21 protein-coding genes and 1 pseudogene are annotated in these 22,380 nt (G+C 41.8%); 21 read left to right on the top strand and 1 reads right to left on the bottom strand.

The window, feature by feature from the left end; all coding sequences use genetic code 11:
• Window positions 1-22: 22 nt before the first annotated feature.
• The 9 genes and pseudogenes from alr to C1A47_RS17650 all read left to right on the top strand — a co-directional run bounded on the left by alr (window position 23) and on the right by C1A47_RS17650 (window position 7,473).
• The gene (gene alr / locus C1A47_RS07570; protein ID WP_111893983.1) at window positions 23-1,255 is read left to right on the top strand and encodes an alanine racemase; all 1,233 of its coding nucleotides are present in this window, start codon (window positions 23-25) and stop codon (window positions 1,253-1,255) included.
• 325 nt (window positions 1,256-1,580) lie between these two features.
• Window positions 1,581-2,861 (top strand): TerD family protein, encoded by a 1,281-nt coding sequence (locus tag C1A47_RS07565; RefSeq protein ID WP_111893981.1) that lies wholly within the window; start codon window positions 1,581-1,583, stop codon window positions 2,859-2,861.
• Between the two features lie 23 nt (window positions 2,862-2,884).
• Window positions 2,885-3,460 (top strand): TerD family protein, encoded by a 576-nt coding sequence (locus C1A47_RS07560; RefSeq protein WP_045793410.1) that lies wholly within the window; start codon window positions 2,885-2,887, stop codon window positions 3,458-3,460.
• Window positions 3,461-3,480: 20 nt separating this feature from the next.
• A pseudogene (locus C1A47_RS07555) lies at window positions 3,481-3,729 on the top strand (DUF475 domain-containing protein); the annotation flags it as partial.
• A 33-nt stretch (window positions 3,730-3,762) separates the two neighbouring features.
• Complete coding sequence (locus C1A47_RS07550) at window positions 3,763-4,341, top strand: TerD family protein (RefSeq protein WP_111893979.1); 579 nt, start codon at window positions 3,763-3,765, stop codon at window positions 4,339-4,341.
• A gap of 94 nt (window positions 4,342-4,435) precedes the next feature.
• On the top strand, window positions 4,436-5,719 hold the full coding sequence (locus C1A47_RS07545) for a VWA domain-containing protein (RefSeq protein WP_111893977.1): 1,284 nt from the start codon (window positions 4,436-4,438) through the stop codon (window positions 5,717-5,719).
• Window positions 5,720-5,731: 12 nt separating this feature from the next.
• Window positions 5,732-6,448 (top strand): TIGR00266 family protein, encoded by a 717-nt coding sequence (locus C1A47_RS07540; protein WP_111893975.1) that lies wholly within the window; start codon window positions 5,732-5,734, stop codon window positions 6,446-6,448.
• Between the two features lie 13 nt (window positions 6,449-6,461).
• On the top strand, window positions 6,462-7,046 hold the full coding sequence (locus tag C1A47_RS07535) for a TerD family protein (RefSeq protein ID WP_111893973.1): 585 nt from the start codon (window positions 6,462-6,464) through the stop codon (window positions 7,044-7,046).
• A gap of 271 nt (window positions 7,047-7,317) precedes the next feature.
• Complete coding sequence (locus tag C1A47_RS17650) at window positions 7,318-7,473, top strand: hypothetical protein (RefSeq protein ID WP_162625925.1); 156 nt, start codon at window positions 7,318-7,320, stop codon at window positions 7,471-7,473.
• A 543-nt stretch (window positions 7,474-8,016) separates the two neighbouring features.
• On the opposite strand, the gene C1A47_RS07530 is transcribed toward C1A47_RS17650, so the two are convergent.
• Window positions 8,017-8,655 carry a response regulator transcription factor gene (locus tag C1A47_RS07530; protein ID WP_111893971.1) on the bottom strand — a complete coding sequence of 213 codons (639 nt, stop codon included), beginning with the start codon at window positions 8,653-8,655 and terminating at the stop codon, window positions 8,017-8,019.
• A gap of 285 nt (window positions 8,656-8,940) precedes the next feature.
• Between C1A47_RS07530 and C1A47_RS07525 the strand changes: the two genes are divergently transcribed.
• From C1A47_RS07525 to C1A47_RS07470, 12 genes are all read left to right on the top strand, one after another.
• Window positions 8,941-10,284, top strand: coding sequence for a YadA-like family protein (locus C1A47_RS07525; RefSeq protein ID WP_111893969.1), 1,344 nt, complete (start codon window positions 8,941-8,943; stop codon window positions 10,282-10,284).
• Window positions 10,285-10,389: 105 nt separating this feature from the next.
• Entirely contained in the window at window positions 10,390-11,511 is a 1,122-nt protein-coding gene (locus C1A47_RS07520) for a DUF2827 family protein (protein WP_111893967.1), read from the top strand.
• A gap of 909 nt (window positions 11,512-12,420) precedes the next feature.
• A complete protein-coding gene (locus C1A47_RS07515) occupies window positions 12,421-13,557 on the top strand; it encodes an amidase (protein ID WP_111893965.1) in 1,137 nt (378 codons plus the stop codon).
• A 12-nt stretch (window positions 13,558-13,569) separates the two neighbouring features.
• Window positions 13,570-14,739, top strand: a complete 1,170-nt coding sequence (locus tag C1A47_RS07510; protein WP_111893963.1) for an acyl-CoA dehydrogenase family protein — start codon at window positions 13,570-13,572, stop codon at window positions 14,737-14,739.
• A 27-nt stretch (window positions 14,740-14,766) separates the two neighbouring features.
• On the top strand, window positions 14,767-15,126 hold the full coding sequence (locus C1A47_RS07505) for an IacB protein (RefSeq protein WP_111893961.1): 360 nt from the start codon (window positions 14,767-14,769) through the stop codon (window positions 15,124-15,126).
• 17 nt (window positions 15,127-15,143) lie between these two features.
• Window positions 15,144-15,668: a nuclear transport factor 2 family protein gene (locus C1A47_RS07500; protein WP_111893959.1), complete on the top strand. Its 525-nt coding sequence runs from the start codon at window positions 15,144-15,146 to the stop codon at window positions 15,666-15,668.
• 11 nt (window positions 15,669-15,679) lie between these two features.
• Window positions 15,680-16,957: an aromatic ring-hydroxylating oxygenase subunit alpha gene (locus C1A47_RS07495; RefSeq protein ID WP_111893957.1), complete on the top strand. Its 1,278-nt coding sequence runs from the start codon at window positions 15,680-15,682 to the stop codon at window positions 16,955-16,957.
• A 21-nt stretch (window positions 16,958-16,978) separates the two neighbouring features.
• Entirely contained in the window at window positions 16,979-17,464 is a 486-nt protein-coding gene (locus C1A47_RS07490) for an aromatic-ring-hydroxylating dioxygenase subunit beta (protein WP_111893955.1), read from the top strand.
• 15 nt (window positions 17,465-17,479) lie between these two features.
• Window positions 17,480-18,217: an SDR family NAD(P)-dependent oxidoreductase gene (locus C1A47_RS07485; RefSeq protein ID WP_111893953.1), complete on the top strand. Its 738-nt coding sequence runs from the start codon at window positions 17,480-17,482 to the stop codon at window positions 18,215-18,217.
• 42 nt (window positions 18,218-18,259) lie between these two features.
• On the top strand, window positions 18,260-19,213 hold the full coding sequence (locus C1A47_RS07480; protein WP_111893951.1) for a PDR/VanB family oxidoreductase: 954 nt from the start codon (window positions 18,260-18,262) through the stop codon (window positions 19,211-19,213).
• A 47-nt stretch (window positions 19,214-19,260) separates the two neighbouring features.
• The gene (locus C1A47_RS07475) at window positions 19,261-20,226 is read left to right on the top strand and encodes a p-hydroxyphenylacetate 3-hydroxylase reductase component (RefSeq protein WP_111893949.1); all 966 of its coding nucleotides are present in this window, start codon (window positions 19,261-19,263) and stop codon (window positions 20,224-20,226) included.
• A gap of 661 nt (window positions 20,227-20,887) precedes the next feature.
• The gene (locus tag C1A47_RS07470; RefSeq protein WP_227539748.1) at window positions 20,888-22,165 is read left to right on the top strand and encodes an OprD family outer membrane porin; all 1,278 of its coding nucleotides are present in this window, start codon (window positions 20,888-20,890) and stop codon (window positions 22,163-22,165) included.
• Window positions 22,166-22,380 lie beyond the last annotated feature (215 nt).

The following is a 22,380-nucleotide window of genomic DNA, read 5'->3' as shown; positions in this document are numbered from 1 at the left end:
TATTATTTACGGGAACATCATCATGAACAAAAAAATTGCACAACTGACGTTAATGCTTGGGTTTGCCTGTTCTAGCCTGCAACCTGTCCTCGCAGCCTTACCGTTGACCAATCAGATTTCCGCACAGCAAACCATCGCGCCACAAGCCAATGCATGGGTGGAAATTAACGTACAGGCCTTTGAGCAAAATATTCAGACTTTACATCAGCAGTTACACGACAAAAGCCAAATTTGTGCAGTAATGAAAGCCGATGCCTATGGGCATGGCATTGCTTTACTGATGCCGAGCATTATCAAACTGAATGTGCCTTGCGTCGGAATCACCAGTAATGCCGAAGCCGCAACGGTGCGTCAAAGTGGTTATACAGGACGCATTTTGCGCTTGCGTGCCGCCACTGATCATGAGATTCAAAATGCCGCATCGCTGCATGTTGAAGAGTTATTGGGGAACTTTGAACAGGCACAGCGCTTATCTCAATGGGCAGCGCAGCAAAATCTGACTTTGGCCTATCATTTGGCGTTGAACTCAGGCGGTATGGATCGTAACGGTTTAGATTTGCAAATGCCTGAAGCCAAGAAGCAGGCACTTGCCATGACCAAATTGCCGCATTTAAAACTGGTCGGCATCATGAGTCATTATGCGGTGGAAGATCAAAACTATGTGCGTGAACATTTGGCGATTTTCAATGCACAAACCAACTGGCTGATTCATACCGCCAAACTCGACCGTAAGCAGTTGACTTTACACACCGCCAATTCCTTTGCGACCTTGACTGTGCCTGAGTCACATCTGGATATGGTACGGGCAGGTGGTGTGTTGTATGGAGACAGCATTCCTGAGCGCACCGAATACCAAAAAATCATGAGCTTCAAGACCCAAGTCGCAACCGTCAATCATTATGCCAAAGGCACAACAGTGGGTTACGACCAGACCTATACTTTAAAGCGTGACTCGTACTTGGCAAACTTGCCTGTAGGTTACTCGGACGGTTATCGCCGTGCTTTTAGTAACAAGGCGTATGTGTTGATTCGTGGGCATAAAGTGCCTGTGGTTGGACGAACTTCCATGAACACGACCATGGTGGATGTCACTGATTTTCCAGATATTCGTGCTGAAGATGAAGTGATCCTGTTCGGACGACAAGGCAATGTCGAAGTCAAGCAAAGTGATCTTGAAGAATATAATGGTGCGCTACTTGCCGATGTCTACACGATATGGGGGAACTCCAACCCGAAAGTCGCGGTTCGGTATTAACGCTGCATTGAATTAATTTAATACATATTTCTACCCATAGACCCTCAAAGTTATGACAACTTTGGGGGTGTATTTTTTATTGCAGATGATTGAGAGAATTGATCCTGAATCTGTGATATAAATAAAATCGCTCTTTATAATTAAAGTCTATATAAAGTATTGTTTTTCTATAAAGATTTACATGAAGCTGCTTTCATCGCTATTTACACCCTCTTGGTTTTTCTCCCAGAGGGAGAAAGAAAATCAACAATGAAAGTCGCTTATTCAAAAGTCAGAAGCTTATTTTGTTTAGATATCAAATCGAACCTATTTTTAAAGGTGTATCATGCAGCAGCTTATTGCAGGTGCAAATACGGTTTTAGCGACCCCGTCAGTCGAGCTTGTAATCCGAGCGCGTATTCCCCAAGCCATAGATCTAGACATTACTGCCTACCTGCTGGCGCAGACCACGCAAAAAGTCCGTGGCGATGCCGACATGATTTTCTATGGACAAACCCAAACTCCAAATCAAAGTGTGCAATTGTTTGAAGTGGGGAGCAAACCCGATGTTGTAACCCGCATTCGTATCAATACCACATTGCTCGACAGTGCCATTGGTAAGATCGCGATTTGTGCCACGCTCAATGAGTCCGCGCACATTCGCGATGTGCAGCAACTCAGCATTGATTTACTCAGCGATGGTCATGTGGTTGCAACATCCGAGATCAATACTCAGAGCAAAACAGAAAAGGCACTGATTTTGGCGGAAGTGTATAACCACAATGGTCGCTGGAAATATCGTTTTGTCGATCAGGGCTTTAACGGTGGTTTAAAACCACTGGCAGAAAATTTTGGTGTCGATGTGGCTGAACCATCGGCGGCGCCTGCACCACAGCCAAGTCCGAGCGCTGCGCCACCAAGTTCAAACCCAAGCAGCAATCAGAATATTTTTGGTCAGCCTGTCAGTTCGACCACAGCCACGCCAAATGCCCAACCGACACCGCCACCCAGTTCGATTAATTTGTCCAAGATTCGTTTAGATAAACCCAATTCATCGATTAACCTGACCAAGCACAATGGTTCGTTTGGCAAGATTGAGGTAAATCTGAACTGGAACCGCTCAGGGGGAGATCGCAGCAAGAGTTTCTTCCGTAAACTCAGTGCTTCGCAATCGGTCGATCTGGACTTGGGTGCGATGATTGAGATGCAAAATGGCGCGATTCATATTATTCAGGCACTGGGTAACCGTTTTGGCAGTTATGAAAAATCGCCTTATGCCGAGTTGCAAGGCGATGACCGCACAGGCTCAGCCTTAAATGGTGAAAATCTGTGGATCAATGGTGAACATTGGGATCAGATTAAACGTATTGTTATTTATACATATATTTACGAAGGCGCAGCAAACTGGGCGGCAACCGATGCTATTGTAAACATGAAGCTTCCCAATCAGCCTCCGATTGAAGTGCCTGTCAATGAAGGCGGCTACCTCAATACCTGTGCCATTGTGGAATTAAAAAATGTCGGTGGGCAAATTCAGGCCAACCGCCAAGTGCAATATTTTCATGACCAGCAAAAGCTCGATGAACACTATGGCTTTGGCTTTAGATGGACGGTCGGGCGTAAATAGTTGAAATTAGAGGAAACAATAAAATGGCCATTACATTAAATAAAGGCGGCAATCTTTCACTCAGCAAAACTGATCCGTCATTGACTCAAGTACTTGTGGGTTTGGGCTGGGATGCACGTGCAACCGATGGCGTGGACTTTGATTTGGATGCTTCGGCATTTTTATTGGGTGCGAACGACAAAGTACGTGGCGAACACGATTTTATCTTTTATAACCAACCGCGTTCACCTGAAGGTTCAGTCGAACACACTGGCGACAACCGCACAGGTGCGGGTGATGGCGATGATGAAAGCTTAAAAATTGATTTAACCCGTTTACCTGCCGATGTACAAAAAATCATTTTTACCGTGACCATTCACGATGCAGAAGCGCGTCGCCAAAACTTCGGTCAGGTGCAAAATGCTTTTATCCGCATCGTAAATAATGCTTCACAACATGAGATTGTGCGTTTCGACTTAAATGAAGATTATTCAACTGAAACCGCAATGGTGTTTGGTGAGTTGTATCGTCACAACGGCGAATGGAAGTTCCGTGCAGTTGGGCAAGGTTATGCAGGTGGTCTACGCATGATGTGCCATCAATATGGCATCAATATCTAACTGAACAGGCTACATGAAGCATTTTCGGTTTGGTGATCGGCGCGATGTTTGTTCGATCACTGACCATTTGCCTAGTTGAAAAAGGCACGTTGGATGCCTATATATTTTTAGAGCATGGTGCACACTATGCGATTGGCGCGCTGGCATTGATTATGCTCGCGAGTGGTACGGGTGTGCATGTGCCTGAAGTGGTCACTGGTTTGATCGGGATTGCCTTGATTGTCTGGGCAGTTTTATCTTCGATCTCTTATAGCAAAAAACAACAGTAATTTAATTTGATACAGCAGAAGGAAATTTAAATCATGGCAATTAACTTGTCTAAAGGCGGCAACATTAACTTATCGAAAACCGCACCGAGCATGAACCTTGTTGATCTTGGTTTGGGCTGGAACCCGCGTGTGACTGATGGTAAGGCATTTGACCTTGATGCTGTGGCATTCCTTGTCAGTGAAAGTGGTAAAGTTCGTCGTGATGCCGACTTTATTTTCTTTAACCAAAAACAGTCAGACTGTGGCTCAGTGGTTCACAACGGTGACAACCGTACTGGTGAAGGCGATGGCGATGATGAAACTGTATCGGTTAATTTAGGCAAAGTGCCTGCGGATGTGGCAAAAGTGATTTTTGCGGTGAACATTCACGAAGGTCAGCAAAACGGTCAAAACTTTGGTCAGGTCGACAAGGCTTATATCCGTGTCTTGAACAAAGACAATTCCAACGAAGAAGTGGCACGTTTTGACTTGTCAGAAGATGGCAGCACAGAAACTGCAATGATTTTTGGTGAATTGTACCGTCACAACGGTGAGTGGAAATTCAAAGCTGTTGGTCAGGGCTTCAATGGCGGTTTGGGCGCATTGGCTGCGAGCTATGGCGTAGCGGTATAACCACGCTGTCACGGTGCTAAAAGAGCAATCTTTTAGCACTTGAAAGACTGTCTAGCCGCAGTTTTTCAAGTGCTAATCGACAAGACCAATACACATGGAACTCATCTCAGGGCAAAAGCTCCCGCTGAAAAACTTATTCGAACAACAGCAATTTCGTATACGCGTTCAATTCAATACCCCACATCACCTTGATCTGTCCTGTTTTGCTTTAGACCAGCGGGATCGACTGATTCATGATGATTACATGGTGTTCTATAATCAGCCGAGTTCGCCAAACAAAGAGGTTCGTTATAGTCAGGCAGGCAGTATTCATGAGTTTCAAATTGATTTAGCCAAAACCAATCCCAACACCGTTTCCCGTCTGGTGTTCTGTGCCACATTGGACAATCCACAGCTCAGCATGCACGATATTCAAAGTGGTGTGGTGGAGCTGATTAACAGCAAGTCTGAAGTCGTTGCCAGTTACCGCCTGCTTGGTAGCAGCTTTCGCCAAGAAAAAGCTTTGATGTTGATTGAAATCTATTTTAAAAATGATTTATGGCGTCTGGCTGCGATTGGTCAGGGCTTTGGTGGTGGTTTACAGACCTTGGTGGAACACTTTGGCGCTGAAGTCAGTGCGGCTCCGACACCGCCTAAAACGCCGACCATTTCAACCGTCGATCTGCGTAAAAAAGTGGTGCTCGATAAAATTCAGGCGACTGCGCCACAACTGCTCGACTTAACCAAAAAGTCTCTGATTAGTCTGGAAAAAAATCAGCTCATCGGCGTGAAGGCACGAGTGGCTTTGGTACTGGATTATTCAGGTTCAATGCTGGGTCAGTATCGCCGTGGTGATGTGCAGCGTGTGCTGGATCGGGTGATGCCACTGGCGGTCAATTTTGATGATGATGCCAATTTTGAATGTTGGGCATTTGCCGAACGTCCCTTACGTTTAAGTGATGTATCGCTGGACAACCTGCACGATTTTATTAACCAAGAACAGGGCGGTTATAAAAAATGGCAGGCAGGTGCGTGTATCAACAATGAACCTGCGGTGATACAGGATGTGGTGCAATATTTCCTGAAAGAACAGCCGAGTGATTTACCTGTTTATATCGTATTTATTTCCGATGGCGGTGTGGGCAGTGCGGCTCAGATCAAACGCTTGCTGCGTGAAAACTCCAATCAGCCGATTTTCTGGCAGTTTATCGGGATTGGTGGACGGGGTTATGGAGTCTTGGAAAAGCTCGATACGCTGACCGATCGGGTCGTAGACAACTGCAATTTCTTTGCGATTGATCATTTGCAAAGCCTGCCTGAAAGTGAACTCTACGACCTGATGCTGCAAGAATTTCCACAATGGCTGGAACAAGCCAAAGCCAAACAAATTTTAAATTAAGAGGATCACAAGATGGCTGAATTTAATCTGGTCGGTAGCCCTGAACCATTTTTACATGTCTCAATGCGTCAGGGTGAAAAGATCTACTGTGAATCGGATGCCATGGTGATGATGGAGTCTAACTTAGAGTTGGGCGGCCAGTTACGTGGAGGGTTGTTTCAGTCCGTGATGCGTAAATTCACCACAGGTGAATCTTTATTCCAGCAAGAAATTAAAGCGTCGTTTGGTGCGGGTGAATGTTTATTGTCTCCAAACCTTGATGGTGACATGCAAATCTTAAATATTGGTCAGCAGCAATATGTACTGTCTGACGGTGCATTTGTGGCCTCGACCGAACAGGTCAATGTCAAAGCTAAAGTCCAGACTAACTTGGGCGGTAGCCTGTTTGGGGACAATGGCGGTTTTGTAGTGATGGAAACTTCTGGGCAAGGGCAACTGTGTATTTCAGGTTGCGGTACGCTGATGGAAGTTGAGGTCAATCCGCAAAATGGTGAAACCGTGATTGATAATGGGCATGTCGTGGCGTGGGATTCATCGCTTAGCTACAACATTGGCATGCCAAGTTCCCGAAATCGTGGCATGTTGGGGAATTTGTTAAATAGTGTCACCAGTGGCGAAGGCATGGTTTTGAAGTTTCAGGGCTATGGTAAAGTCATCATCTGTTCGAGAAATCGCAACAGTTATATTACTTGGTTGGCGTCAGTACTTAATTTAGGCCAACGATCATAAAATAGGAAAAAAAATGAGCATTAGCTTAGTTAAAGGTCAGAAAATCTCACTAGAAAAACAAGACGGTTCCAGCTTATCTAAAATCTTTTTAGGTGCAGGTTGGGACGTTGCTAAAAGTGGTGGTTTGTTTGGTATGTTTGGTGGAGGCAATAAAAGCATTGATCTGGATGTTTCAGCGATCACCTTCGATGCCAATAAACGCCAAGTCGACAATGTCTATTTTGGGCAATTGCGTAGCCGTGACGGCAGTATTGTGCATTCAGGCGATAACTTGACAGGTGCAGGCGATGGCGATGACGAAGTCGTACATGTGGATTTGAGCCAAGTGCCAAGCAATGTTCAATCTATTGTGTTTACCATTAGTAGTTTCCGTGGGCAAACCTTTGAAAAAGTGGAAAATGCCTTCTGTCGTTTGGTCGATCAGAGTACCAATCAGCAAATCGCACACTATAACTTGTCTGCAAAAGGCAACTATACCGCGCTGATTATTGCCAAAGTCTATCGCCATGACGGTGCATGGAAAATGTCGGCACTCGGTGAAACCTGTAATGGTCGTACCTTGCATGACATCGTGCCACATGTGGTGAATTATCTTTAAAATCAAAAAATAGAATGATTTTAAAAAGCCTGAGTGATGTTGGTCGCTCAGGCTTTTTTGTTCTGATTAAATAATTTTCAGTGTGGCAAATATCGGTATAGTTTTACAGTAGAAATATCCTAGATAGCGTCTTATAGAAATTATGCACCAGCGCTCATCGTGTGAATTTATGAAGAATTTTGTCCTCAGCAAACGGCATACAATCGCTAATCCTTGGGGCGGTAGGACCTGTAGGATATTTTCTTAAACTACGAAGTATATTGGATCAAGAATGGGTATTCAGGAAGGACGTACCTTGCATCAGGCAGGTATCGCTCGGCATGGTTCAAAGCGAGCAATGACACAATCAAGAAGCGGAAGCACTACAAAGTCCCTCTTGCAACCGATGCGTATGGATTATCGATTAATTTTAAAATCACTGGAGTGAAGTCCATGCCAGCCAAGTTGCAGGACAGTTGAACTCTGAAATAGGTTAGATGAATTATCTGATTACACATAAAAAAGGTGAAGATTCAGAAAAAATCAGGATCTTGACAATGAAGCAATGTATTTTGCCTATCATTTAAATGGGGTCAGATACGAAGAGAAAAATTAAAATTTGATAAGTACTTATATCGCTTATGGTATTTAGCTGAAAATATCTTTGCGAGATTAGCCGCCCGATTTGATAAGCTGGCACGAAATTATCAGTCTATGGATTACATTGTTTGCATGTTGATTTTCTGCAAAGCCAGATGAGGATACATCCTAATTTAATTTCTATTTAAAATATAATATTTTTTTTAAATAAAAAATATTATTAATTGTATGGACTCATAATTTAATAAAATTAAATACTACTAAAAATAATAAGGAATTTATGTGCTAATTAAATATAGTGAAAGTAGATACTACTAAAAATAATAAGGAATTTATGTGTTAATTAAATATAATGAAAGTAGATACTACTAATAAATATAAGGGATTTAAACTATGATAAAATTCCAATTTGTTTTGCTTTAATCATTGCCTTTGTTCTCGTATTTACAGATAACTTTTTATATATATTTTTAAGATGACATTCAACTGTATGAATAGATATACAGAGCTTATCTGAAATCTCTCGATTACTTAGACCAGAAGCAATGAGTCTGAGAATAATAGATTCTCTTTTTGAAATTAAATTATTTTCATTACTTTGATTTTTAATGATTTTATTTTTTAATTTATGAATCAGATTGTGTCCCATGATCGGGTCAATCGGAAACCCTCCTTCTAAAAAATTCTTAATTGCGATCATCATTTCGATGTCACTTTTGTGTTTAAGAATATAACCTGATATGCCTTGGTCAATACATTTAATAAAATTCTCTTCTTCTTCATTTGAGGAAAATGCTAATATTTTTATGTTTTTAATTTTTTTTTGAACATCTGATAAAAAATCATATCCCTTAGGATGGTCTAAGTCCAAAAAGCAAATCAGCAGATTGTCTTTATCATAACTATAATTCAGGTGATCAGTGAAACGGATGTTCTCAGATTTTATTCCTATTTGAAGAAGGATTAAATTTAATCGCATCCGAAGCGTTTCATCATGCATAAATATAAGCGCAAAATCTTTCATAGACATAGTTTATTCCTTTTATTTTTAGATACATTATCATCACTGGAATTGGTTATTTAAATACCAAATTTTAAGTATTTTTCACTTAATTAATACTTAAAAATTTAAAAATTTTTATTAAAAATAAATCTATGTTTTATATTGATTTAATTCTGTTTTAAAAAATATGTTTAATATATATATTTATTGTTTGGAATGTGCACTTATAAATTACTTGTTTCTAGGGATGTGATTCATTTATTTAAAAAAAGAGAATTATAAAACTTATAAATAAATTTGAAGGGTACGATAATGAATAAATTTTATCGATTGGTGTGGGATGAACTCACCCAATCATTTACAGCCGTATCAGAAATAGCAAAAGCCAAAGGGAAAAAATCCAGTAAGAAAACTTTGTTGGCAGCAACAACCGTATTGTCTTTAATGGGGGGAGTACAAACAGCACATGCTGACTGTCTAGCTGATCTAAGTGCATATATACCTATTTTAGGCTCAGCTACTGTATCAGCATTATGTACTTCAGAAGATACAGCATCAACTGCGGCAGTGTCATCAGCAAGCTCAGCAACGGCATCTGCTAGCTCGGCGACAGCTTCCGCTAGTTCTGCAGCAAATTCTTTAAGTTCAGCAATTGCATCACAAAGTTCAGCGACGAACTCACAAAGTTCAGCTGTTGTTGCTTCGACAGCTGCGATCTCATCAGCCAGTTCAGCAACGAACTCGGCTAGCTCAGCAACAGCGTCAGCAAGTTCGGCAACAGACTCCTTAAGCTCAGCGACAGCATCAGCAAGTTCGGCGACTGTATCAAGTGATTGGGCTATAAGTTCAGCATATTATGCTGGAGCAGCATCAACTTCGGCGACAGCATCTGCGAGCTCAGCAACACTAGCAAGTGGTTATGCTGATGCAGCATCGACCTCAGCGGTATCATCAGCGAGCTCAGCAACGGCATCTGCTAATTCAGCGACACAGGCCTCTACATCAGCAGTATCGTCGGCCAGTTCAGCAACACTAGCAGGCGGTTATGCAGATGCAGCGTCGACCTCAGCGGTATCATCTGCAAGTTCAGCAATTCTAGCTGGTGGTTACGCAGATGCAGCCTCTACATCAGCAGTATCATCAGCGAGTTCAGCGACTCTAGCAGGCAGTTCTGCAAGTGCAGCTGCTATTTCTGCATCTTCAGCCTCTACCTCTGCAGTATCATCAGCGAGTTCAGCGACTGTAGCAGGCAGTTATGCAAGTTCAGCTTCTACCTCAGCAACAGCCTCTGCAAGTTCGGCAACCTCAGCAGCAGAATCGGCATCTACAGCGGTAGCGGCTGTAAATAGTATTGATGAAACATTCCGTAATAGTTCTTCATATAAAGATTTAACAAATCAAATGAATAACAATAGAAAAATAGCAGCGCAGGGTATTGCTGGTATTGCGGCTATGAATAATATTCCAACTCCTGCTGAAGCTGGTGCGACGAGCTTTGGTATGGGCTATGGATATTTTGATAGTCAATCTGCAATTGCAATTGGTGCAAGTCATTATTTCGAAAATGGTTTTGCAATCAAAGGCTCAGTATCTAGCGGGTTAAATGATGCCAATACAACCGCTGTAGGAGCTGGTGTTTCTTATACTTGGAAATAAATAAATGTTCGTAATCCAGTATTTTTTATAGACAGATTAAATAGTAGAGTCTAAGGACTCTACTATTTTTTAATTTTTAAAGGCATAAAATAAAAAGGTAATTCAATGAAGAATAAAGATTTATATGTTGGGATTAGTTTTCATCTTGATGAGGGATCTGTAAGTGATATTTTTGCCAATGGTGCATTGCAGAACATCTTTTTCTTATATTTTTTATTGAAAAAAATTCCTTTTATTAAAAAAGTGAGCATTGTTTATTTGGGGAATAAATCAGAGCCTCACGGAGGGCTGATGCTCGATGAGTTGGGCATTGAGTTTGAAAATTTGAATGATGTTGCAGGGCAATTAGATCTGCTTATTGAAGGAACAGTGATTATTGAGCCTGAGCATGCCAAGGCAGTGCATGACCGAGGTGGGAAAGTTGTAAGTTATAGAATCGGCAATGATTTTGTTTTAGAAATGCAGTCTTTTCTCTTCGATCAGAAAGGTGGGCGTTTTTTTAATGGTGCAGAATTCGATGCAGTTTGGACAATCCCTCAACATGAAAATACATGTAAGTCTTATTTTTCAATCATGTTGCGCTGCCCGATCACGATTTTACCGCATATTTGGTCTCCGATTTTTTTAGATAAGTCGATTGAGCAGCTCAAAGGCAATCAGATTACATTTGGTTATCAGCCTAGAGTGGGCAAAAAACGTGTCTCTAATTTTGAAGCAAATCGAGATATTGTGAAGACCTGCTATATTCCAGTCTTGATCTGCGAAAAACTGTATCGTGAAAATAAAGACTGTATAGAGCATGTCTATTTATGTAATACCTATGATAAAAAAGACAGATTGGCATTTTTCAATTTTATTGGTCGGACTGATCTTGTTCGAGATAATGTGATGACGGTTGAAGGGAGATATAAAATCTCAGATTTTCTGTCTCGATATACAGACATTGTGGTCGCACACCAGTGGGAAAATGCCTTAAATTACGCCTATTATGAAGCTTTATATGGTGGATACCCATTGGTTCATAACTCACCCATGTTACCAGTAGGATACTATTATTCTGAATTTGATGCAGAGCAAGGCGCTACGATTTTATCTGATGTCATTGCTTCTCATGATTTGAATCATGCGGCTTATGTAAAGTCTGCGAAAGATTTTCTGGAAACTTTGTCTGTTGATCATCCATCTAATATCGAAGCTTATGCAAAAGCTATTCAAGAGCTAATGTAGGATAAAATAAAAATATATTATATTCAGTATTTTAGTTGATTTTTTTTGACTGGTTCTCTGAATGAGATGTAACCATATTTTTGCTCTCTGAAACTATGTTGGGTATTAAGATCCGCTTATTTATGATTTTTAATGGCTGGCACTTTTTCTATTACTTTTACTTCTGTTAAAAACTTGAAGCGCCACAGCCCATCGTTAAATTTATTTTGAGCATCATCATTCTTGGGCTGACATCAATATTGAGCTACATGGCTTTATTCAATGTGGAAGCTTGGCTTAAATACCATAAAAAATATTTGAAAGATTGAGCTAAAAATTCAAGCAAAATGTTCATCTGTACCCATATATCGGTGTGGTTTTTCGGGGTTGAACTGTCTTTGTAAAAATCGCCTAAACTGTTTAGGCGCGCTCATTGAAATTTTAGGCATAAAAATATTATATCTGATCAGTCTGTGTTAATAATGATTTGTTTTTATTCTATTTATATTTTTTTATTTTTGACTTATTGGTATTTATTTAAAATAAAAACTTCAAATAGTATTTTTCAAAATTTTAATTTTAGGCTTTGGATTTATTTGACGCATTTTTCGCGCCAAAAAAACACAGTTTTAATTTTTTTGACCTGCGTTTGTGCAGTTTAAAAATGATTCTAATGATAAAAAATAGTGCACAAAAAATAAATTTACAATTAATTGCCTTTTCAAAGTCTTTTTTTGGGTTTTTCTAAAAAGCATGCAATTTTATAAGTTATTAATTTAAAAATAAAAAATATTTAAAATGTGAATTTATTGTGCTTTTTTAATGCAATTTGCACTAAAAAATATCGTTCAAAAAATGTTTGACATGTCAAATAAATTGATGCATTTTGAATCTAAAATTTACGCCATATTTATAATCTGAGGTGGGTGTATGGATAATATTTTTTGTAAAAAAATGGCTTTAGGTTCAGGGGAAACTAAAGTTGCGGTGAAAGATAGTATTCATATTCAGGGGTTTCAAACTTTAGCTGGAAGTCAATCTTTATTAAATAGTGATAAAGCTAAACATAATGCTGAAATCATCGATTTAATCATAAAAAATAATTGTCAAATCGTGGGGAAAACCAATTTGCATGAATTGGCTTTTGGAATTACAGGGATTAATCATTTTACTGGAACGCCGATTAATCCGAAGTTTCCAGAGCTGATTCCTGGGGGGTCTTCAAGCGGTTCAGCGGCTGCAGTCGCTGCAAAATTAGTTGATTTTTCAATTGGTACAGACACGGGTGGCTCAATCCGAATGCCTGCGGCTTGCTGCAATATTTTTGGGTTAAAACCGACATTTGGCCGAGTGAGTCGCAAGGGGGTTTTGCCTGAGCAAACGTCTTTGGATTGTGTTGGCCCTTTTGCCAATGATTTGCCTACGCTGATTCAGGCGATGCAGATTATTGACCCAAGTTTCAATGGAGAACTTGTTCAAACTTTATCGGGTCAGGCACCAAAACTGGTGGTTCTGGATGTGTCTGCCACCGATGAAGTTTGGCAGACCGTGAAAATGTTTCTCAACGCTGCTGGATTTGAACATGCTCCCCACGTTCAGGTCGAATTGTTTGATGAAGCATACCGCGCAGGGATGCAAATTATTAATTATGAAACTTGGCAGGCGTTTGGTGAGCTGGTGGCAACAGGTGATGTTGCTCCTGATGTTGCCAATCGACTGCTCAAAGCTTCTGAGACCACTTTGGATGAAGTGGCGGTTGCCAATCAGATTCGAGACAAGTTTAAGCAAGCCATAGATGATCTTTTAAATCAGTATGATGCTGTTGTTTTACCGACTTTACCTCAAATTCCGCCCAAGGTTGCAGATGCTGAAAACACGGTCGCATTTTTGAATATGACGGCACTCATTCGACCATTTAACTTGTCTGGGCATCCTGCAATCACACTTCCATTGCTGTCAGAACAGTACAACCCAGTTGGGCTTCAAATCGTCACCAAAAATCATACAGATGAACAGTTATGTGCCATTGCGACATATCTCAGCTGTGCAGCACTCAAAAATAGTTAGGAGCGGAACCGTATGAATGGTCTATCTATGGTTGGTGTTAGTAATAACATCACCGATGATGTTGATTTAGAAACTCTTTGTCAGGAAATCAGAGAGCGGGCAATCACAGGTGAGTTTGATGAGCAAGGCTACATCTCCCTCGACATTATCGAAAAGTTGAAAAAAATCGGGGTGTATCGTGCGTTGGTTCCTGCACGTTTTGGTGGCGATGAAGTTACACCGCGTGAGTTTTGCGAATTAATTGAAAAACTGTCTATGGCCGATGGTTCGGTCGGTTGGGTCGCCAGCTTTGGGATGAGCCCAGCGTATTTGGCGGCTTTACCAGAAGCGACTTTGGCGGAAATCTATCAATATGGCCCTGATGTGGTCTTTGCTGGCGGTATTTTTCCACCGCAACCTGCGGAAGTGACCGAGAGCGGCATGATCGTAAATGGTCGCTGGAAATTCTCCAGTGGTTGCATGGGCGCAGACGTGATTGGGGTGGGTATTTCACCTGTACGTGGACAAGAAACACAAGGCTTGCCGCGTATGGCAGTCATGCCAGCCGATCAAGTTCAGATTGAAATGACTTGGGATACCGTGGGCCTCAGAGGCACAGGTAGTCATGATCTGATCGTGAAGGATGTACTGGTCAAAGAAAACTGGACTTTTGTTCGTGGTGAAGCATCGAAATTACCTGAACCATTTTTCAAATATCCATCTTTGTCATTTGCAACACAGGTGTTGACTGTGGTGGGCATTGGCGTTGCGGCTGCGGCACTTGAAGAATTTAAAAAGCTTGCACCAGGAAAATCCTCCATTACAGGTGGTGCACAGATTGCACAGCGCCCTGTCACACAATACGAATTCGCACAGGCTGAAGCCGAATTTTTAGCATCGAAAGCATGGTTTTATCAATCGATTGATGCCGTATGGGATGTGATTTTAAAAGGTCAGCAACCGACGCCTGAGCAAATTAGTCAAATGCGTTTGTCGTCCACGCATGCTGCACGTGTCGCTGCCAAAGTTGCCCGCAAAATGCAGATGCTTGCAGGCATGACTGCGATTTATACCAACAATGTGTTTAGCCGTTTTGTCAACGATGCCAACGTGGTGACACAACATGCCTTTATGGGGGATGCAACCTTACTCAATGCAGGTGCAATGAGCTTTGGAATCGACCCAACCCCTGGATATTTATAAGTTTAGAAGCTGAATTAAGGAACTACCATGGAAACGAAAAAATCATTACGTGTGCTGTTTTGTATGGGCATTAACCAGAATTTCTTTGATGCACCGCCAGCAGAAGCCAAAGCAGTCTGGGCGGCATTTGGAGAAATGTGGCATGGCATTCATGACCTGCCAGGGGTAACCGTCTACGGCAGTCTGGATGATGACCAGAGTATGGTTGGCCCAAGCGCAGGTTGGCCGTGGACAACGTATCTGTTGGCGGATGTGCCAGACATTGAGACTGTCCATGCGGCATGCAATCTGTTCCGCACCACCGTGGTGGGTGAAGGGCCGTACAAGCTCTGGAAATATTGCAAAGTTGAAGCACGCGTGGGTCGTGAACTGATTATTCAACGCTAATTTGGGGTGAACTGAGCATGCAGCAATGGGAACAGATTCTTCAACGTCTTGAAAAGCTTGAAGCCAGCAACAGCATTCGTAACTCAATGAATCGTTATATGCAGATTTGTGATGACTTAAATGCAGCGACCAATCTGGATGAGTTGATGGATCTGTTCGATCAGGATGCGATCTGGGAAGGAGTGGGTGCTCGCTACAAAGCCAGCTTTGGCCGCTATGAAGGCAAAGACAAGATAGCCGCCATGTTTGCCAGCTATACGCAGCAAGACGCGCACTTCGCCATGAATGCTCATTTTGTCAGTTCAGAACAAATCGAGGTGCAAGATGACCATGCAACAGCACACTGGCTCATGCTGCAAACCTCAACATTTCGAGATCAGCGTGCACATTTAAATGCCGCCAAGCTCAGCGTTGCCTATAAAAAACAAGCCGATGGTCAGTGGAAAATCGCGCATTTTCAAACTGAAAACATCTTTAGTCGACCAGTTTCATATTGGGAGAGTGACGCGACTCTTCCTGTACCAAACGCAGATAAAAATTAAGGAATACCCAGATGAACAGTTTAATTCCAGTCACACCGATTGAAACCGATTACAACGAACTTGTCCAAGCGGATCGTGTCCATACCTCTTTGTACAAAGACGAAAAAATCTTTACTGACGAGATGGACAAAATCTTCTGCAACACTTGGGTTTGGGTGGCACATGCCAGCGAAATTCCAGAAGCGGGCAGTTTTAAAACCATCAATATTGGTCAGCAACCTGTCGTGGTGGTGCGAGATCGTAAAAAACAGGTGCATGTTTTATTGAACCGTTGCCGTCACCGTGCAGCAACCGTGTGTGAACACAAAAAAGGTAAAACCAACAGCTTTGTCTGTCCGTACCACGGCTGGAGCTATGCCCTAGATGGCACGCTGCGCGGTGTTCCTGCACCTGAAAGCTATGGCGAATGTCTGGATAAAAGCGAATTTCCATTGGTGAGCCTGCGTGTTGAAGAATACCAAGGCATGATTTTCGCGTCATTTAAGCAAGATATTGAACCGTTGGTGGACTTCCTTGGCCCTGCTAAAAAATGGATGGATCTGTTCATGAAACAGGGCGCGGGCTATCCAATTAAAGTCTTGGGTGAACACCGTTTCCGCTTCCCGGGCAACTGGAAAATCCAGCTCGAAAACACTACCGATGCTTACCATTTCCCATTGGTGCACAAATCATTCTTGAGTTCGGTCGATGAACAGACTGAACGCATGTTGGACTTTGTTCGTGGTCCGGGTTATGTCGAAGATTTGGGCAATGGTCATAGTGTGATGGTGATGATTCCTGAACTGATTGATCTTGAAGAAGAACTTATGGAACGTGATATTCCAGAACGTTTTGAAGATTTGGCTCAGGCCTTACGTGACGAAGGTCATGAAGAATTACAAGTGCGTCGTATTGTGCGTGCGGTGGGTGGTTCGGGCTTTAACCTGAATTTATTTCCGAACATTGCTTGTTCAATGGCATTTTTCCGTGTTCTGCAACCTGTTTCAGTCGATGAAACCGAGATTCACCATTCTGTCATCACCATGGATGGCGGCCCGCAAATTGCCAATCAGTACCGTTTACGTCTGCATGAACATTTCCAAGGGCCTTTGGGTTTTGGAACACCAGATGACTCAGAAGCATGGGAACGTGTTCAGCACGGCGCACAGGCAGGGCATGATTTGTGGATTATGTTGAACCGTGGTCTACCAGGTGAAGTGAAAACGGAAGATGGTCTCAAGAGTGATGTCAGTGCTGAAACAGGTATGCGTGCTGCATATCAGCAATGGAAAAAAATGATGACTGCCTAATCGGATCAAAGGAAAAACAAGATGAATATTAATTTGAATTTACTCAATGAAGTGACTGCTTTTATCTGGTCTGAGGCGGACATGCTCGATCATGGTGAATACCACAACTGGCTCGATCTTTGGGCGGAACAAGGCAAGTACATTATCCCGATCGACCCACAACTGACCGATTATGAAAATAGTCTGAACTATGCCTATGACGATCACCACATGCGTAAATTGCGTGTGGAGCGTCTGGAAAATGGCGAAGCGATTTCAACAACACCGAAAGCCAACACCATCCGTTCGATTTCACGCGTGCGGATTTTGCAGGAAGAAGGCGATGCTGTGGTACTGCGCTGTGCGCAAAACCTGCGTGAATTCCGTAAAGAAAACTTGCGCCACTACACGGCTGATGTGACGTATCACTTAAGTCGTGAGGCTTCGGGCGATTTCAAGATTCAGCGCAAAGTGGTGAGCTTGATTAACTCGACCGATACGCTGTCAGGCATTAGTTACATTCTATAAAGAGGAAGAAAGGTCATGGAAAAAGTCGCATTGGTGACTGGCGCGGCATCGGGTTTGGGCAATGTGATTGCAACCTATTTGGCAAGTTTGGGCTATCAGGTGATTGCTTCAGACACTTCTTTGGAAAAAGCTGAACAAGCGATTGCTCAAAGTGCCTATTCAGCCAATATGCATCCGTTGAAACTGGATATTTCGGTTGAGTCGGACTTTCATGCAGCAGTGCAGTGGCTTGAAGAAAAATTTTCTCGATTGGATGTGCTCGTCAACAATGCTTCTGTGACCAAAGCAACGCCTGTTTTAGACATTACCGCTGAGGAATTTGACTGGGTTTCTCAAATTAATCAACGCGGGACATTTCAGTCGTGTCAGATTCTGGGCAAGTACATGGCAGCTAAAGGCTATGGACGCATCATCAATATGGCCTCTTTGGCTGGACAAAATGGGGGAACCGCAACGGGTGCCCACTATGCAGCCACCAAAGGCGCGATTGTGACCCTGACCAAAATCTTTGCCAAACAGTTTGCAGCGCAAGGTGTCACGGTCAATGCCATTGCACCGGGGCCAATGGATTCACCTGCGGTACGCAGTATTGTCCCTGCCGAAAAACTGGATCAGTTTATTGAAAATATTCCAGTCAAAGCTTTGGGCAGTATGCAGTTTATTGCGGAAACCATCGGGCTTTTAGCCAGTGAAAATGCGTCGTTTGTGACAGGCGCAACGTGGGATATTAATGGCGGTTTATTTATGCGCTAAGCCTGAAAAGGGGTTGAAGCAAATAAATAAAGGATGGTTATGATGACAGAAACATATCAAGTAATTGTAAAAGACCGCCATATTGAAGGCGGAAATGTCGCGGTATTGGCATTGCAAGCAGAGCAAGGTCAAACCCTGCCACAAGTTGAGGCGGGTGCGCATATTGATCTGCATTTGCCGAACGGGTTGATTCGCCAATATTCATTGTGTCAAAACCCAGCAGAGCGGAACCTGTTTCGTTTGGGGATTTTAAATGACCCTGAGTCACGTGGCGGTTCGCTTTGCGCATTTAACGACATTCAGCAAGGCATGCAGTTGCAGGTCAGTGCGCCGCGTAATCTATTTCCACTGAGTCCAGCCAAACATAGCATCCTGATTGGTGGTGGTATTGGCATTACCCCACTGATTACCATGGCGTATCAGCTTAAGGCGCAAGGGGCTTCGTTTGAACTGCATTATTGTGGAAAAAGTGCAGTAAGTAGTGCCTTTGTCGATGAGTTAAAACAAGGCGAGCTTGCCGCTTTTACCCATTTTCACTTTAAGGAAGAAGGCGCAAATCACCGCGAGTTTTTCCAAAATAGCCTGAAAGATGTAGATGCCGCCAGTCATATTTATACCTGTGGCCCCAATGGTTTTATGGACTGGATCATCAATCTGGCACAGTCACAAAACTTCCCTGATGCACAAATTCATAAAGAGCATTTTCAGGTGGATACCGACCTGACTGGGGATCGTTTTGAAATCGTGGCGCAGCGCAGTGGCAAAATTATTGTGGTCAATGAAGATGAAACGATTTTGGCAGCCTTGGGGAAAGAGGGCATCAAAATTGAAATGTCCTGCGAGCAAGGGGTGTGTGGAACCTGCATGTGCGATGTGATTGAAGGTGAGCCTGACCATCGTGATGTGTATTTCACAGATGAAGAAAAAGCCAGCAATGAACAGATTTTGGTGTGTTGTTCACGTTCAAAAACACCACGTTTAGTTCTTGATATTTAACACGTTGAACCACCAAGGGGTCTCAATGTGGTGGTGGGAGATTAATAATGAATGCATCGCAAGACATCAAAGTGGCTCAGCTTGATCCATTACAATTTCGCCGTGCACTGGGGAATTTTGCAACAGGCGTGACCATTGTTACGGCTCAAAATGCCCAAGGCGAAAAAGTTGGGGTAACGGCCAACAGTTTTAATTCAGTTTCGCTCGATCCTGCGCTGATTTTATGGAGTATTGATAAACGCTCGACCAGTTTTCCTGTATTTGAGCAGGCGAGCCATTTCGTCGTCAATATTTTGTCAGGTGCTCAGATTGAATTGTCGAATCGCTTTGCCCGAAAAAATATTGATAAATTTGAAGGCACTCAGTTTCATCACGGAGCGGGTTTTGCCCCTGTACTTGATAATTGCTCGGCGGTATTTGAGTGTGAACGTCACCAAGTTTTAGAAGGTGGTGATCACTGGATTATTGTGGGTAAAGTGGTCAATTTCACTGACGAGGGGCGTAGTCCTTTGCTTTATCATCAAGGGGCTTACTCAAGTGTAATGCCGCATCCGAGTTTAGGACTTGCTTTGGAGGCATGTACCGATTCGGCAAAAAAAGAGCAGCTTTTCCAAACCCGACTGTATCGTAATGCGGGCTTTCTGATGAGTCGTGCCATGCAGGGTTATTTGAAGCGTTATGCACCGAAACAAATGACCTCTGGTTTGCGTACCAGTGAAGCCCGTTTGCTGATGGTACTTGCAGGTGAAACGGCTACCTCAAAAGAGGAATTGCTGCGGGATGTTGCGGTTCCGATGCTGGAAATTGACCGCGCTACTGAAATTCTGGAAAACATGAATTTGCTGGAAAATCATGAAGACTTTTTTGCCTTGACAGAAAAAGGTAAAGAGGCGGCAGAGCAGTTATTTGATATTGCCGATGGTCATCAAACAGAAGTCTTTAAAAAGTATAGCGATCAGGAAAAAGAAGCGTTCTTTACGATTTTAAGAGATTTGATTGGTTTTAATGCTTAAAAAATTCGGTGCAGAACAAGTCAATATTTAACTGCTTTCATCATGCTCTTTATTAGACTTCTTTCATCAGCCCTTTTTATTTCTCCCTATGGGAGAAAAATAAAGAGGGTGTAAGTAATGATGAAAGAAGTCTATTTTTTATATTAGAACAAATAAAGAAGATGTTGATTAAAATGAAAGTGAGTTTTTTAATATTGGCTTGTTTTTATTTTATAAAATAAATCATTTAATGTTAAATAAAAATCAAAAATCTTCTCTTATATTTGTCTATCAATATTTTTTTATAGCTTATATTTAATCTGATTACTCATTTAAATAAAAATTACGCTGATTTAGGGTTAATTTTTTGGTGCATTAAAAATTATTATTCTGTATTTATGTAACAAAATATAAGCGAAATACTCGTAATTTAATAGAAATGTCAGTTAAATATTGCTGTTTAAAAAATAACAGGCTTTGTTTAATAAAAAACCAAAAAATGCTGCACTAGATTGGTGTTTATACGGTTTGATTGAGTTTTTGATGGAAATTTGAGCAAAATTGGTGCACCTCATAAAATTGACATGTCAATTAAATAAATAGATATTCATATTATATCTACGGCGCAAAACGATTTTTTTGAGGGGTTGTTATGGGTAATTCTGTTTTATTTTCGAGGAATATGAATAAAACCTATTTAATGGTTTTATTGGGGGTGGCTGGTTTAAATAGTGCACATGCTGATTTTTTTAGTGACAGTAAGACTTCTATTTATTTAAGAAACTTTTATGTCGATCGTGATTATTATGAAGGTGGAAAATCGAATATTGGGAGCTGGAGCCAGGCAGTATCAACCAAGTTTGAATCGGGTTATACCGACACTCCAATTCAAGTCGGTTTGGATTTAACAGCACAGTATGCATTTCGTCTCAATAATATGTATGATACTCGGGATGATATGGTCTTGCCTTATAATAAAAGCACAGGCAAGCAAGAGCGTGACTATTCAAAATTTGGTGCAACCTTAAAGCTCAAATACAGCAAAACAGAATTAAAAGTGGGTGAACTCTATCCAACCACACCTGTGATTTTTATCGACGACTCACGCCAGTTGCCCACCACCTATATGGGGGCAATGCTTGAATCTAAGGAAATTAAAGATCTAAAAGTCACTCTAGGTCGTATCACGCGCATTAATGCCCGTAACGATGATGAATATGAAAAAATGACTTTGTTTAAACCAGGCGTCATTGATCCAAAAGATCCAACTAAACAAAGTGATGGGATGAATCTGGTGGGTTTGGATTACAACTTTACACCTTCGATTTCTGGGGCGTACTGGTTTGGTCAGTTAGAAGATATTTATCATCAACACTATGTAAATCTGGCGTATTCTACCGCAGTCAAAAGCACCAAGATTAAACTGGATGGGCGTTATTTTAATAGTTCAGAAGATGGCAGCGCGATTGACGGTAAAGTTGATAGCCAGTCTTTTGGTCTGATGACCACTTTGAAAAATGGCATGCATACCTTGGCATTCGGTGCACGCAAAAACTACGGTACAACCAATTTCCCAACCATTGGAAACTATCCGCCGCAACCGTATTTACATGCATGGTCGAACCTCGGGTTTATCGCACCCGATGAGTTGATGTGGCATGTGGCTTATACCTACGATTTTACCGATGCGGGTGTCCCTGGTTTGTCGACAACTTTCCGTTATTTACATGGTACAGGTATGTCACGCACCAAACTGACAGGAATTGCTGGTTTGCCTGATAATAAGGAATACGAAAAAATTGCAACCGTTGCCTATATGGTGCCAAAAGGCAAATTTAAAGGTTTAGGCTTGCAGGCATCTTATATTGTTGCGGATCAGAAGTATCAGTCTTCAAACAACAATGTAGGGAATAAATTTAAAGAAACCCGTTTAATTGTCAGCTACAAATATACGTTCTAATGTGGGGTTGATGGGAAGAAAAGAGTCTCTTTGGGAGGCTCTTTTTTTATGTCTATCGCGTTGTTTTTTAGGCTGTGAATAGTTGATTAAAATAGTATTCTTTTTGAGCATTTTTTTGTATGATTGATTCATCATAGGGCATAAAAAATATTTGAAATGTATATGTAATTATAAAAAGACAAGGAGGGATAATATAATTTTAAGTAATTGATTTA

It is taken from the genome of Acinetobacter sp. MB5 (assembly GCF_003261585.1).
Lineage (GTDB): Bacteria > Pseudomonadota > Gammaproteobacteria > Pseudomonadales > Moraxellaceae > Acinetobacter.
Note: the sequence above shows the minus strand (reverse complement) of the source record. Positions and strands in the feature narration are given on the sequence as shown.

Excerpts from the sequence above, each read along its gene's own strand:
- C1A47_RS07495 (WP_111893957.1), top strand. The coding sequence starts at position 15,680 with ATGAACAGTTTAATTCCAGTCACACCGATTGAAACCGATTACAACGAA.
- C1A47_RS07550 (WP_111893979.1), top strand. The coding sequence starts at position 3,763 with ATGGCAATTAACTTGTCTAAAGGCGGCAACATTAACTTATCGAAAACC.
- C1A47_RS07525 (WP_111893969.1), top strand. The coding sequence starts at position 8,941 with ATGAATAAATTTTATCGATTGGTGTGGGATGAACTCACCCAATCATTT.
- C1A47_RS07485 (WP_111893953.1), top strand. The coding sequence starts at position 17,480 with ATGGAAAAAGTCGCATTGGTGACTGGCGCGGCATCGGGTTTGGGCAAT.
- C1A47_RS07510 (WP_111893963.1), top strand. The coding sequence starts at position 13,570 with ATGAATGGTCTATCTATGGTTGGTGTTAGTAATAACATCACCGATGAT.
- C1A47_RS07515 (WP_111893965.1), top strand. The coding sequence starts at position 12,421 with ATGGATAATATTTTTTGTAAAAAAATGGCTTTAGGTTCAGGGGAAACT.
- C1A47_RS07520 (WP_111893967.1), top strand. The coding sequence starts at position 10,390 with ATGAAGAATAAAGATTTATATGTTGGGATTAGTTTTCATCTTGATGAG.
- alr (WP_111893983.1), top strand. The coding sequence starts at position 23 with ATGAACAAAAAAATTGCACAACTGACGTTAATGCTTGGGTTTGCCTGT.
- C1A47_RS07470 (WP_227539748.1), top strand. The coding sequence starts at position 20,888 with ATGAATAAAACCTATTTAATGGTTTTATTGGGGGTGGCTGGTTTAAAT.
- C1A47_RS07545 (WP_111893977.1), top strand. The coding sequence starts at position 4,436 with ATGGAACTCATCTCAGGGCAAAAGCTCCCGCTGAAAAACTTATTCGAA.
- C1A47_RS07535 (WP_111893973.1), top strand. The coding sequence starts at position 6,462 with ATGAGCATTAGCTTAGTTAAAGGTCAGAAAATCTCACTAGAAAAACAA.
- C1A47_RS07540 (WP_111893975.1), top strand. The coding sequence starts at position 5,732 with ATGGCTGAATTTAATCTGGTCGGTAGCCCTGAACCATTTTTACATGTC.
- C1A47_RS07530 (WP_111893971.1), bottom strand. The coding sequence starts at position 8,655 with ATGTCTATGAAAGATTTTGCGCTTATATTTATGCATGATGAAACGCTT.
- C1A47_RS17650 (WP_162625925.1), top strand. The coding sequence starts at position 7,318 with ATGGGTATTCAGGAAGGACGTACCTTGCATCAGGCAGGTATCGCTCGG.
- C1A47_RS07490 (WP_111893955.1), top strand. The coding sequence starts at position 16,979 with ATGAATATTAATTTGAATTTACTCAATGAAGTGACTGCTTTTATCTGG.
- C1A47_RS07560 (WP_045793410.1), top strand. The coding sequence starts at position 2,885 with ATGGCCATTACATTAAATAAAGGCGGCAATCTTTCACTCAGCAAAACT.
- C1A47_RS07565 (WP_111893981.1), top strand. The coding sequence starts at position 1,581 with ATGCAGCAGCTTATTGCAGGTGCAAATACGGTTTTAGCGACCCCGTCA.
- C1A47_RS07480 (WP_111893951.1), top strand. The coding sequence starts at position 18,260 with ATGACAGAAACATATCAAGTAATTGTAAAAGACCGCCATATTGAAGGC.
- C1A47_RS07500 (WP_111893959.1), top strand. The coding sequence starts at position 15,144 with ATGCAGCAATGGGAACAGATTCTTCAACGTCTTGAAAAGCTTGAAGCC.
- C1A47_RS07475 (WP_111893949.1), top strand. The coding sequence starts at position 19,261 with ATGAATGCATCGCAAGACATCAAAGTGGCTCAGCTTGATCCATTACAA.
- C1A47_RS07505 (WP_111893961.1), top strand. The coding sequence starts at position 14,767 with ATGGAAACGAAAAAATCATTACGTGTGCTGTTTTGTATGGGCATTAAC.